Origin of the sequence: Klebsiella sp. K-Nf6, from assembly GCF_002806655.1 — a bacterium.
Classification (GTDB): domain Bacteria; phylum Pseudomonadota; class Gammaproteobacteria; order Enterobacterales; family Enterobacteriaceae; genus Klebsiella; species Klebsiella variicola.
In genome coordinates, this window is record NZ_PIBN01000001.1 from 848,465 (window position 1) to 859,990 (window position 11,526).

At 54.7% G+C, this 11,526-nt stretch carries 11 protein-coding genes, 2 tRNA genes and 1 pseudogene; 6 read left to right on the forward strand and 8 right to left on the reverse strand.

Annotated features, from left to right (window positions below; genetic code table 11):
* Window positions 1-59: 59 nt before the first annotated feature.
* Window positions 60-1,040: an arabinose ABC transporter substrate-binding protein gene (locus CWM61_RS04180; RefSeq protein ID WP_002911518.1), complete on the reverse strand. Its 981-nt coding sequence runs from the start codon at window positions 1,038-1,040 to the stop codon at window positions 60-62.
* An 890-nt stretch (window positions 1,041-1,930) separates the two neighbouring features.
* Between CWM61_RS04180 and CWM61_RS04185 the strand changes: the two genes are divergently transcribed.
* A complete protein-coding gene (locus tag CWM61_RS04185) occupies window positions 1,931-2,440 on the forward strand; it encodes a non-heme ferritin-like protein (RefSeq protein ID WP_100630736.1) in 510 nt (169 codons plus the stop codon).
* Between the two features lie 293 nt (window positions 2,441-2,733).
* Window positions 2,734-4,245 (forward strand): MFS transporter, encoded by a 1,512-nt coding sequence (locus CWM61_RS04190; RefSeq protein WP_165784173.1) that lies wholly within the window; start codon window positions 2,734-2,736, stop codon window positions 4,243-4,245.
* Window positions 4,246-4,282: 37 nt separating this feature from the next.
* Here CWM61_RS04190 and CWM61_RS04195 read toward each other — a convergent pair whose 3' ends face one another.
* On the reverse strand, window positions 4,283-4,534 hold the full coding sequence (locus CWM61_RS04195; RefSeq protein WP_002911524.1) for a DUF2766 family protein: 252 nt from the start codon (window positions 4,532-4,534) through the stop codon (window positions 4,283-4,285).
* Window positions 4,535-4,684: 150 nt separating this feature from the next.
* Between CWM61_RS04195 and CWM61_RS04200 the strand changes: the two genes are divergently transcribed.
* Window positions 4,685-6,106 (forward strand): MFS transporter, encoded by a 1,422-nt coding sequence (locus tag CWM61_RS04200; RefSeq protein ID WP_074385440.1) that lies wholly within the window; start codon window positions 4,685-4,687, stop codon window positions 6,104-6,106.
* 37 nt (window positions 6,107-6,143) lie between these two features.
* On the opposite strand, the gene CWM61_RS04205 is transcribed toward CWM61_RS04200, so the two are convergent.
* Complete coding sequence (locus CWM61_RS04205) at window positions 6,144-6,782, reverse strand: RpiB/LacA/LacB family sugar-phosphate isomerase (RefSeq protein ID WP_061154076.1); 639 nt, start codon at window positions 6,780-6,782, stop codon at window positions 6,144-6,146.
* A gap of 243 nt (window positions 6,783-7,025) precedes the next feature.
* Between CWM61_RS04205 and CWM61_RS29780 the strand changes: the two are divergent.
* Both CWM61_RS29780 and ftnA read left to right on the forward strand, forming a co-directional pair.
* Window positions 7,026-7,136 (forward strand): annotated as a pseudogene (locus tag CWM61_RS29780) (hypothetical protein); the annotation flags it as partial.
* Between the two features lie 56 nt (window positions 7,137-7,192).
* Window positions 7,193-7,690 (forward strand): non-heme ferritin, encoded by a 498-nt coding sequence (gene ftnA, locus CWM61_RS04215; RefSeq protein WP_008804225.1) that lies wholly within the window; start codon window positions 7,193-7,195, stop codon window positions 7,688-7,690.
* A 36-nt stretch (window positions 7,691-7,726) separates the two neighbouring features.
* Here the strand turns inward: ftnA and CWM61_RS04220 are convergent, their stop codons facing one another.
* Window positions 7,727-7,966 carry a YecH family metal-binding protein gene (locus CWM61_RS04220; protein WP_061154075.1) on the reverse strand — a complete coding sequence of 80 codons (240 nt, stop codon included), beginning with the start codon at window positions 7,964-7,966 and terminating at the stop codon, window positions 7,727-7,729.
* A gap of 190 nt (window positions 7,967-8,156) precedes the next feature.
* On the opposite strand from CWM61_RS04220, the gene tyrP reads away from it, so the two are divergent.
* Entirely contained in the window at window positions 8,157-9,368 is a 1,212-nt protein-coding gene (tyrP, locus tag CWM61_RS04225) for a tyrosine transporter TyrP (protein ID WP_074385438.1), read from the forward strand.
* 26 nt (window positions 9,369-9,394) lie between these two features.
* On the opposite strand, the gene CWM61_RS04230 is transcribed toward tyrP, so the two are convergent.
* The 4 genes from CWM61_RS04230 to CWM61_RS04245 form a co-directional block, all read right to left on the reverse strand.
* Entirely contained in the window at window positions 9,395-10,063 is a 669-nt protein-coding gene (locus CWM61_RS04230) for a YecA family protein (RefSeq protein WP_100630737.1), read from the reverse strand.
* Between the two features lie 90 nt (window positions 10,064-10,153).
* Window positions 10,154-11,035 carry a dihydrodipicolinate synthase family protein gene (locus tag CWM61_RS04235; protein WP_074385436.1) on the reverse strand — a complete coding sequence of 294 codons (882 nt, stop codon included), beginning with the start codon at window positions 11,033-11,035 and terminating at the stop codon, window positions 10,154-10,156.
* A gap of 222 nt (window positions 11,036-11,257) precedes the next feature.
* A tRNA-Leu gene (locus CWM61_RS04240) sits at window positions 11,258-11,344 on the reverse strand.
* A gap of 13 nt (window positions 11,345-11,357) precedes the next feature.
* A tRNA-Cys gene (locus tag CWM61_RS04245) sits at window positions 11,358-11,431 on the reverse strand.
* Between the last annotated feature and the right edge of the window lie 95 nt (window positions 11,432-11,526).

Below are 11,526 nucleotides of genomic sequence, written 5' to 3' on the forward strand. Positions count from 1 at the left end.
ACGACTCCGCTCTTCAGCACTCAGCCCCCGCCGCGGCGGGGGCCAGTTCAACCGGGCTGTTACAGCCCTTTTTTCGCCAGCTCTTCTTTGAAGTTATCGCGGGTAATCAGCACCACATCGGTCACCGCCGTAAACTTCGGCGGTTCAACGCCTTTGGTGACCCAGTTGTAGAGCATTTCGCTGGTTTTATAGCCATGAATATCCGGGCTTGGCAGCAGGGAACCATAGAAGCCGGTCGGTTGCGCCTTCGACAGTTCGTTGACCGCATCCACACCGTTGATGCCGATGCCAATCACATCCGGTGCTTTAAAGCCCTGGCCTTCAGTGGCACGCACGCCGCCGAGCACGGTGTTATCGTTCATCCCAACGATCAGCCAGTGTTTCACCTGCGGGTGCTGGACCAGCATTGAGTTACCGGCGTCAAACGCCCCCGGGATATCGTTAGATTTTGTCGGCACGCGGTAGATTTGCGCGTCCGGGAAGCCGGCTGCCTTCAGGGCATCAATGGAGCCGGTGGTGCGACGACGGGCGGTGTCCAGCTCATCGGCGGTGATAGCCATTACCGCAGTGTCTTTGACATCCCAGCCGCGTTTCTGCATCTCTTTATACAGCTCCTGCCCCTGGCGGGCGCCGATTTCGCTGGCCGCCATCATCACCAGCGGCACGCTCTCCATCGGTTTACCTTTGGCGTTGACGAACTGGTCATCGACGGTAATGACCTTCATGTCATAGCCGCGCGCTTTGGCGACAATCGCCGACCCGAGCTTGGGATCGGGGGTACAGATGACAAAACCTTTCGCGCCGCTGGCCGCCAGGCTATCGATCGCGTTGAGGGTTTTCTCACCATCCGGAACCGCAATCTTAATGACGTCAAACCCTAAATCTTTTCCTGCTTTATCAGCAAATTTCCACTCAGTCTGGAACCATGGCTCTTCCGGTTGTTTCACCAGAAAACCCAGTTTTAAATTTTCCGCCATAGCTGATTGTGACATAACCGCAGCGAGACCAATGGCCGCCAGCGCTTTAGTAAATTTGTGCATGGTAAACTCCAGCTTTAATTCGCTTTCATGTAGGGAAAAATCGGAATTAACAATTTTATCGGCATCAAAACAAGGCATTAGAAAAATCGCATTCCCCACTGCCGTTGTTAGAGTAGTAATACCCGGAAATTATTTCTCCATACGAGAGCATTATCACATCGCGGAATTACAGTAATTGCGTACATACATTTAGCAAAAAATGACATAAAAAAAGACATAATTGTCATACAATTTTAGCGACATATAGCAGGATCATCTATACCACCAGCAGACTTATCCTTGTGATGTCAGAGGGTGTTTAACGGAGGGTTACAACGCTGTTATCACCGGAGGTTGACGGCGTCGTGAAGGCCGATCGCGTTTTCACTTTTTCCTGTGACAAGCAGCCTCACACGGCTGGGCTACGTGGCCCACTTAATATCGCGAAAAAACGGATCTTTTGCGTAATTTATTCCGAATTGAAAAAAATATATTCCTCTTCAAAAAAAGCCTGCAACAAAAAATAAAAATAATTTTCATTAGCCTGAAACATTACTGTTGAAATAAGTTATTTCGCTCTGTTCTAAGAAAAATTTCGTAGTCAAATATCTATAACTTATCACTAGCCCGATGCCAGCAAGCCCCGCCAACGGCGCATAATCTCAATCCTGACGCTACTCACAAATAATGGTGTAACAAAACGTAAATTACCGCACTTGAGAGTTTTCTTAATTCCATTCAGCGAGTATTCTTAAATCGTCGGCAAACGGGAAAAATTACCCGACCATATGGAATGTGTAGAGTTTTATTATTCTGCAACAGTGCAGCGTGTCACTATTTTATCTTGCGGTTATCCGCAGGATCCGTTGACACGCATCAGTAACCCCTTCCAGGTTAATAAGGATATTTTTATGGCAGTTCCAGGAATGGCACAAAAGCTAAACACCCAAATGAACCTTGAGTTTCACGCCTCTAACGTTTACCTGAATTTAAGCGAGTGGTGCGCCCGGCATCGGTTCGACGGCGCCGCAACATTTTTGCGCACCCGCGCGCAAAGCAGCATCACCCTCACCATGCGCGTGTTTGATTATCTGAAAAAAGCCGGCAGCTGGCCGATAGTGAATCCCGACCACGCCTGTAATCCCGAGTGTACCTCGCTGGAAGATCTGTTTACCCAAACCCTGAGCGATTACCAACAGCGTAGCAGGATGCTGAGCGGTCTTGCCGAAGAAGCCAGAGCGCACAGCGACGATAACACCTGGCGATTTCTGACGCTGCTGGCGGAGGAGCAGCAACAGGATGGTCTGCTGTTGCAAAGCGTGCTTGAGGAAATCCGCAACGCCGATAAAGCCGGTCTCGGGATGGAGCAGACCGATCGGCGTCTGATGGCATTGGTCGGGGAATCGCGGAAGCCACATTAGTCGGACACTTCGCTCTGCCGGGGGAGCGCGACCGCGCTGCCCCGTCTCTCGCTTTAAATCAGTTATGTCAATTTTCCCACCTCATTTATTCCCCAATAGAATAAAAAAGTTTTAGCGCGATCGCATTCCCACGTCACCGCTATCCCTTCTCAGGGATTAGTGAGCGCGGTCACTTTTTATCAAGCCACAAAGAAATATAAAAACAGTGTTTCAAAAATATAAAACACGAGGTTTATTTTTTTATGGCTAGATATACGGCTTCAGCCCCTGAAGGGCTGCAGGGAAGACCGATCTTGTTACGCCATCAGTTAGCTTACGGCGGTGGTAATCTGTTGGGGAGTGGCGCACTGGCGATAAGCGGCGCCTGGCTGCTCTATTTTTATACGACCTTTTGCGGCCTGACGCTGATCGAGGCCTCATTTATCTTCTCCGTCGCCAGCATCATTGATGCTATCAGCAACCCGCTGATGGGTTATCTCACCGATAACTTTGGCAAAACGCGCTTAGGCAAGCGCTTCGGCCGCCGACGTTTCTTTCTGCTAATCGGTATTCCGCTGATGATGTTCTACCCGCTGCTGTGGGTGGAAGGCCTGAGTTTCTGGTACTACCTCTGCACCTATGTGGTGTTTGAGATCATCTACACCTCTATCATGGTGCCTTATGAAACGCTGGCGACAGAGATGACCGATGATTTCTCGCTGCGCTCAAAACTGACCGGCTATAAAGCCATTTTCGGCAAGCTAGCCAACTTCCTTGCGGCGTTTATTCCCGGACAGTTCATTCTGCTGTATGGCAAAGATTCTGCCACCCCTTTCTTCCTCACCGGTCTGACCTACGGCGCTATCCTGATCGTCGCGATTTCCTGCCTGTGGCTGTGCAGCTGGGAGCGCGAACGCGAGGAAGAAGTGGAAACCAGCGCGAAAAAAGGACTACTGAGCACCCTGCTGTCGCTGGCAAAAGATATGCGTTCCACCTTTTACCTGCGCGTATTCCGCAAACATCTCGGTATGTACCTGTGCGGGTTTGGCGCTGAATGGCTGTTTGCCTCCATCTTCACCTATTTCGTGATATTCGTTCTGCAGCATGACCCGGCGATGGTCGCCGGACTGAATAGCCTGAACTCGATTCTGCAGCTGATCTCTACGGCGCTGTTTATCGGCCTGTGCGTGAAAAAGGGCTTCAGCAAACCCTATATCCTGGCGCTGGGGATCGTGATTTTCGCGGTCCTGCTGTATACCTCGCTGTGGTTCTTCCATCTGCCGTCAGGCCTGGCGACGGTGCTGATGTTCGGCATTACCGTGCTGTTCGGCCTGGGTACCGGCGGGGTTTACTACATTCCCTGGACCGTTTACACCTTCCTGGCCGATGTCGATGAGATCTACACCGGACGCCGTCGGGAAGGGATCTATGCCGGCGCCATGACCTTCTCAGGGAAAATTCTGCGCTCGATTGTGGTGTTCTCGATGGGGGCGATCCTGAGCTTCTACGGTTTCCAGTCAAAAGCGCACAGCCAACCGGAAAGCGCGGTGACCGCTATCGCAGTGGTATTCTGCGTCGGGGTGATCGCGTTAGCGTTGGCCGCCATCGTCTTCAGCAAGCAGATGAAGCTGGATCGTAAAGCCCATCTGGTGGTGTTGCAGGAAGTCGCGCGGATCAAAGCGGGCGGAAAAATCAGCGATATCGCGCCGGATGTACGAGTTATCGTGGAAGATCTGGTCGGCCACCGCTACGAAGAGTGTTGGGGCAACAGCAAATTGTTCAAAGATACGGCCCCTGCGCCTGCGCAGACCGTGATTTCCCATTAAAGAAGAAGGCCCCGCCGGTGACCGGCGAGGCCTGTTATTAATGCGTTTCTTCCTGCGGGGTAAACTTCAGCTCAATCAACGCGATCGCTTTTTGCACCGCGCGAAGGGTCACCGGATCGGCAGAGGCCGGATGGCTGGCGAAGTCGATAGCTTTCAGCTGAGTGGTCATTTTTTCACGCACTTCCACGGGCGCAATGACGTCAATGACGTCGAGGATCTGTTTGATAACCAGCTGGCAGGCAACCACATCGGAAACCAGCTCATCGTGTTCGGTAAGATGTTGAGACATTAATTACTCCTTTTTTCAGGAGCGTAATAGTACCCTAAATCGTCACAGATAAAAAAACCTGCCGTCGCAGGTTTTTTTATCTGCCCTACTGGCTGGCGGAACTTCTCCTGCCGCTTTGCCCAGGTTCACACTCTTGATGGCATTAACAACATGACTACCACGATCTCTTCCAGAGACGAACGTGCTTTTTCAGCGCCTGCGCTGCTGGTGGCCGGTGCTTTTTTTATGGAGTTTCTCGACGGGACGGTGATCGCCACCGCGCTGCCCGATATGGCGAAAGATTTTGGCGTCACCGCGGTCGAACTGAATATCGGCATCAGCGCCTATCTGATCACCCTCGCGGTACTGATCCCAGCCAGCGGTTGGATCGCCGATCGCTTCGGCGCTCGCGCTATTTTTACCCTCGCCCTGGCGATCTTTACCCTTGCCTCGGTCTTCTGCGGCCTCTCCACCGAGGTGCATACCTTTGTCGCCATGCGTATCCTGCAAGGGATCGGTGGCGCGTTGATGGTCCCCGTCGGTCGCCTGGCGGTACTGCGAACCACGCCGAAACACCTGCTGATCAAAGCCATCGCTACCCTCACCTGGCCGGCGCTGGTGGCCCCCATTATCGGCCCGCCTTTAGGCGGCTTTATCACCCGGTACGCCAGCTGGCACTGGATCTTCTTTATCAATGTCCCGCTGGGCCTTGCAGCCATCATCCTTGCGCTGCGCATTATCCCTGATATTCGCGAAACGGAACGGCGCTCCTTCGATCTCACCGGCTTTATCACCACCGCAGTCGCGATGGTCAGTCTGGTCACCGCGATGGAACGGCTCGGCGATCGCCAGCCGCAGATCTGGCCGACGCTGGCCCTCGCCGCGCTTGGCTTCGGCTGTCTGGCATATGCTATACGCCACTTCCGCCGGGCGACGGCGCCGATGGTTCGTCTCGACGCGCTACAGGTACCTACGTTCCGGGTGACGATGTACGGCGGCTCGCTGTTCCGCTCCTCCATCAGCGCGGTCCCCTTTCTGCTGCCACTGCTGTTTCAGGTAGGGTTCGGCATGGATCCCTTCCACTCCGGCCTGCTGGTGCTGGCGGTGTTTGTCGGCAATTTGACCATCAAACCCGCCACCACGCCGCTGATCCGCTGGCTGGGCTTTCGCCGGCTGCTGTTGATCAACGGTGCGCTGAACGTCTGTTCACTGCTGGCCTGCGCGCTGCTCACGCCACAGACGCCGGTCTGGGCCATCATGCTGATCCTTTATCTCGGCGGGGTATTTCGCTCTATCCAGTTTACGGGCGTAAGCACGCTGGCTTTTGCCGATGTCCCCGCCGCGCAGATGAGTGATGCCAATACGCTGTTCAGTACCGCGTCGCAGCTGGCGGTAGGACTGGGGATCACGCTCGGGGCAATTGGTATTCGCCTGGGTGAGCAGGTCGGCGACTGGCTGCACCTTTCCACGCTGCCGGGGATCAGCTTTCGCCTGTCGTTTGTCTTTATCGCGTTGATCTGTCTGGTGGGGATGATCGACAGCCTGCATCTGGCCAAAACGGCCGGCAGCAGCGTGTCGGAGAAGAAGACATAAATGATGGAAGGGCCAGCGGCGCTGGCCCTGATGACGGTTAACCGACGATCTGGCGAACGAAGGCTTCGATGGCTTTATCCTGACAGTTTTCGAAGAAGCACTGCTGGAAGCGTGGGCCGGATACCGCGGTTTTCACCAGCTCCGGATCGATGGCGCGCAGGGTGTCGAGATAGTTTTCTTTTACCACTGCCGCTTTAACCTGGTTGAGGATCCCGGCATTTCGCACCTGCGGCTCTTTGCGCTCCGGCGGATAGCCTTCGCCGTTGCGGCCGGTAAACGCTTTTTCAAAGATAAAGCGTACATTCAGCTCCGCGCCCCAGCCGAAACCTTTGGCAAACGGCAGCGACAGCGCATTACCATTGTTGATCTGAGCAAACAGGAACGCGTCCGCCGGATCGATACAGTAGCCGCAGACCACGCCCGGGTGAATATTCAGCGACATCAGCGCTCCCTGACCGGTACCGCAGCCGGTGACCACGAAGTCGACCGCTTTCGAATTCAGCAGGATGCTGGCCATGATCCCGAGGTGAATGTAGGTCAGATGATGATCGTGCTCATCGCTCATACCGACGTTGTACACCGGGAATCCTTTTTCATCGGCAACGGCGTTAAGCTCCTTAAGGATGATGGCGTTTTTGTTCGCCTGGCTGTTCTCCATCATCAGTGCAATCTTCATGGTTTACTCTCCTGAATGCTGTGCGGGCCTGCCCGCAGAATGTCATTGGCGTTGACTGCACTCTACTACCTGAAAAACAAACTTTCAAATTTTATGAAAAGTTGTTTTAAAAATTACGCAGCGCTTCACACTTTCGCCCTCTCCGCCGGTCCAGTCGCCAGGTCCACGCCCCCAGGCAAGCAACCCCACCTCGCGGTTTGAACTTCGTCAGCCAGTTGGAAGGTCATTTGATTTTCCAATACGATTAATAATAAATTAAAACCATTCTCATTTATTATTAAACTGCCAATGCGTGTTATTCCCATTAGCATTTTAAATAAAACATTTTTAAATTTACTTTTTGCAAATAATTAAATAACAAATTATAGTGGCATCCTATAACATCTATTTTTAATTCCAGGAGCGCGACAATGCTGAAAACGGAAATGATCGACAAACTGAATGAACAGATGAATCTTGAACTTTATTCTTCTCTTCTTTATCAGCAGATGAGCGCCTGGTGCAGTTACCACAGTTTTGAAGGGGCTGCGGCCTTCCTGCGTCGCCATGCCCAGGAAGAGATGACCCATATGCAGCGCCTGTTCGACTACCTGACCGACACCGGTAGCCTGCCGCGCATCAACGCTATCGCCTCCCCGTTTGCCGAATATGCCTCACTGGACGAGCTGTTCCGCCAGACCTATGAGCACGAGCAGTTGATCACGCAAAAAATTAATGAACTGGCGCACGCCGCCATGACCAGTCAGGATTACCCGACCTTTAATTTCCTGCAGTGGTATGTTGCTGAACAGCACGAAGAAGAGAAATTATTTAAATCGGTGATTGATAAACTGACCCTCGTTGGAAAAAGTGGCGAAGGTCTGTACTTTATCGATAAAGAACTGGCGACCCTCGACACACAGAATTAATCTTCCGTGCCGCGACATCCCCATGTCGCGGCCCTTTTAATGCCGGCAAATCTTATTTTCTGCGGTAGTAAAGCCTTCCTCTCTGGCAATAAATTTGCCTTTTTTCTCTAAAAACGCCACCAGCTCTGCGGCGCTTAGATTCGCTGCTGAACAGGTGTGAAACCGCGCCTCTTCGCCAAAGCGATGGCGAATGGCGGCCTCCAGCGAGGCGACCGTCCAGGACTCACCCGAGGCGAGCATCATCTGCAGTACTTCATGACCATGAATAGAAGACATAACCCCTCCTGAAAACCACCAGCTTAGGCCAGCCATGCCATCGGCGCCTTGCGCCAGCGCAGGCTTTCCCCCCTTTAACTTCGTAAAGTTTACATTACACCCCTTGTAACCCTCATTTGACGAATGCCGTAATATCCCCTACTCTGCGCGGCATAATTTATTGTTATTTGCTGTAGGGATAGCGAAAAGCGTGAAAAACCGCACTCTGGGCAGTATTTTAATCGTAGCTGGCACCACTATCGGTGCAGGAATGTTGGCGATGCCATTGGCTGCCGCCGGCGTCGGGTTTACCGTCACGCTGGGTTTACTTTTCACCTTGTGGGCACTGATGTGCTATACCGCCCTGTTGTTGCTGGAAGTCTACCAGCACGTGCCTGCCGACATGGGGCTCGGTTCCCTGGCCGCACGCTATCTGGGCCGCTACGGGCAGTGGATTACCGGGTTCTGCATGCTGTTTCTGCTGTATGCCCTCACGGCGGCCTATATCAGTGGCGCCGGTGAATTGCTCGCTTCCAGCCTCAACCAGTGGCTGGACTGGCAGCTGCCGCCGGCGGCCGGCGTACTGTTATTTACGGCGCTGGGCGGGGCGGTGGTGTGCATCGGTACCTCGCTGGTCGACTTATTCAATCGCTTCCTGTTTAGCGCCAAAATTATCTTTCTGGTGATTATGCTGGCGCTACTGATGCCGCATATTCATCAAGTCAATTTGTTGACGCTGCCGGTTGAGCAAGGCCTGGCGCTGTCGGCCATTCCGGTGATCTTTACCTCCTTTGGCTTTCACGGCAGCGTGCCGAGCATAGTCAGCTATCTTGGCGGCAATATCCGCAAACTGCGCCGGGTATTTATTATCGGCAGCTTTATTCCGCTGGTGGCTTATATTTTCTGGCAGCTGGCGACGCTGGGGAGTATCAACCCTCCCGCGTTCACCGCCCTGCTGGCCAAAAACGCCGGTCTGAACGGACTGCTGGAGGCGATCCGCGAAGTGGTGGCGTCTCCACACGTGGAGCTGGCCGTACACCTGTTTGCCGACCTCGCGCTGGCGACCTCATTCCTCGGCGTCTCGCTCGGCTTGTTTGATTATCTGGCCGATGTGTTTCAACGCAAAAACAGCGTGAGTGGGCGTCTGCAGAGTGGAGCAATCACCTTCCTGCCGCCGGTGGCGTTCGCCCTGTTCTATCCACGCGGTTTTGTTATGGCCCTGGGCTACGCCGGGGTGGCGCTCGCCGTGCTGGCCCTGATGTTGCCTGCTCTGCTGGCAATGAAGAGCCGCCGACAACATCCGCAGGCTGCCTGGCGGGTGGTCGGCGGCGCGCCGGCGCTGTGGCTGGTTCTGCTGTGCGGGATCGGTATCGTGGCGATTCAGTTCAGTATCGTCGCCGGACTGCTGCCTGCGGTGGGATAAAAAAAGGGGCCGGCTGGCCCCTGGTTTTATTTTGCTAAGCAGCACTGCTTATACTTTTTTCCGCTCCCGCACGGGCAGGGATCGTTGCGTCCGACCTTCGCCTCATTTCTGACCGGTTGCTGAACCACCACCGGCTGCGGATTCGCCATCCAGTACTGGTAAAGCGCCAGCGCTGCCGGCGTGATACGCTCGATGCTGTCGATAAACTCATCCGCCGTCAGATTATCCAGCGCGGTAAACTGCGCCTCGCTGCCGTGGAGTGCAATCGCGTCCAGTGCCGGCTGAAGCTCAGCGGGCAGCGTCGACCAGTCGCTCAGCGCTACGCCGCGCAGGTAGCCAAAGCACCACTCTTCGACGATCGTCAGTTCCTGACCTTCCGCTTCGCGGGTGCCAAACAGCGGTTCGAACTGTTCGGGATAGGACTCCAGCCGTTCGGCGATGTCGCTCATATGCTGCAGCGTCAGATCGACAAAGCGATCGCGCTCGCGGTCATTGGCCCAGCGCGGCACATTGTCCACCCCGCCCCAGATGGCCACCAGCCACTGGGCTGGTTCGATATCAGTCGGTGCTGAGAGAATAGCCGTCAGCAGGCCATCCAGTTCAGACACATCCAGAATAGCGCCTTCGGTGGCGTATTTCGCCAGCGTTTCGTCCAGCCATTCCAGTTCGTTTTCGTTTAAAGGTCCGGTATTCATTCACAGGCTCGCATGGTAAAAATCGGGCCTACAGTAGCCGAATTGCCGACAGAAAGCCACCCGGCGCGGCAATCCGCCTGCCCATGCGCATCAGGCCAGGCCCTGCAGCGCCGCCGCCACGTCGCGAATGGCCTCCTCCCCTAACGGCAGCAAGGGCCGGGGAAGACAGTCAGGATCGCACAGCCCGAGAATGGCCGCCGCACTGGCTATCACCCGCAGGCTGCCGCCATAGCGGTCAAAGCATCGCCAGAGCGGGGTCAGCTGCGCATTCAGCGCCGCAACCTGCGCCGCGTCGCCAGTACGAATCGCCCTTACCAGCGCCCCCGAAAGTTGGGGAAAGAGCCCGCCGCAAACCGAGTACCAGACTTCGCAACCGGCCTGCAATCCCGCCGTCGCCAGGGCGTCGCCACTGGCGCCAAGCGTAACGCGGGCAGGAAGATGACGGCGCAGCGTTGCCACTCGTTCACGCGCCTGTGGCTCAGGCAAACCGGGAATTTTAATCGAGGCGATGGCCGGCAAGGCGGCGATGCGCCCCTGCAGCTCATCCGCCAGCGTGACGTGAGTAGTGCGGGGATTGTCATACAGGCAAACCGGAACCGAGACGTGCCGACAGACCTCTTCGTAAAAGGCAAAGATCTCCTCCGCAGAAAGCGGCTGATAGGACATCATCGGCAGTAATAACGCATCCGCCCCGGCCTGCTGGGCATCCTCCACCAGGCGCAGCACTTCGCTGGTGGCGATGGCGCCGACACCGACCATCATCGGGATCGACCCAACATGCGCTTTCGCCACCTGCACCACCCGCTTGCGCTGCTCACGACTCAGATAAGCGTAGCTGCCGGTCGAGCCCAGGATGCCCAGCGAGTCGACGCCGGTATCGGTAAGACGAGAGAGAATACGGATAAACGCCTTTTCATCAATATGCTGCTGATGCAGCGGCGTCAGCGGAAATGCGCAAAGCCCTGTGAACATGATGCCTCCGGCAGGCTGGGATACGAATCCGGTTGATAGTAGCAAGGAGAGATCGTTTTGTCCTGGGACAAATGAAAGGTTGACTGAACGGCCTAATCTGAAGGGTAGAAGAAGGTTATCTTACGAGGATGTCAGGAAAAGGGAGGGATAGAAACAAAAAAACCACCCGTAGGTGGTTTCACGACACTGCTTATTGCTTTGATTATTCTGCTTTTATCCCAATGGTACCCGGAGTGGGACTTGAACCCACACAGCGCGAACGCCGAGGGATTTTAAATCCCTTGTGTCTACCGATTCCACCATCCGGGCTCGGGATATAAAGTGGAGGCGCGTTCCGGAGTCGAACCGGACTAGACGGATTTGCAATCCGCTACATAACCGCTTTGCTAACGCGCCTTTAATACTGAAGCACCCGCAACTGCCGATGCTGATAATCTGGAGCGGGAAACGAGACTCGAACTCGCGACCCCGACCTTGGCAAGGTCGTGCTC

Bases quoted from the DNA above. Each gene is read 5' to 3' on its own strand.
- CWM61_RS04220 (WP_061154075.1), bottom strand. From the start codon at position 7,966: ATGTCTTCTATTCATGGTCATGAAGTACTGCAGATGATGCTCGCCTCG.
- CWM61_RS04200 (WP_074385440.1), top strand. From the start codon at position 4,685: ATGACTACCACGATCTCTTCCAGAGACGAACGTGCTTTTTCAGCGCCT.
- CWM61_RS04205 (WP_061154076.1), bottom strand. From the start codon at position 6,782: ATGAAGATTGCACTGATGATGGAGAACAGCCAGGCGAACAAAAACGCC.
- CWM61_RS04180 (WP_002911518.1), bottom strand. From the start codon at position 1,040: ATGCACAAATTTACTAAAGCGCTGGCGGCCATTGGTCTCGCTGCGGTT.
- CWM61_RS04195 (WP_002911524.1), bottom strand. From the start codon at position 4,534: ATGTCTCAACATCTTACCGAACACGATGAGCTGGTTTCCGATGTGGTT.
- ftnA (WP_008804225.1), top strand. From the start codon at position 7,193: ATGCTGAAAACGGAAATGATCGACAAACTGAATGAACAGATGAATCTT.
- CWM61_RS04235 (WP_074385436.1), bottom strand. From the start codon at position 11,035: ATGTTCACAGGGCTTTGCGCATTTCCGCTGACGCCGCTGCATCAGCAG.
- CWM61_RS04185 (WP_100630736.1), top strand. From the start codon at position 1,931: ATGGCAGTTCCAGGAATGGCACAAAAGCTAAACACCCAAATGAACCTT.
- CWM61_RS04230 (WP_100630737.1), bottom strand. From the start codon at position 10,063: ATGAATACCGGACCTTTAAACGAAAACGAACTGGAATGGCTGGACGAA.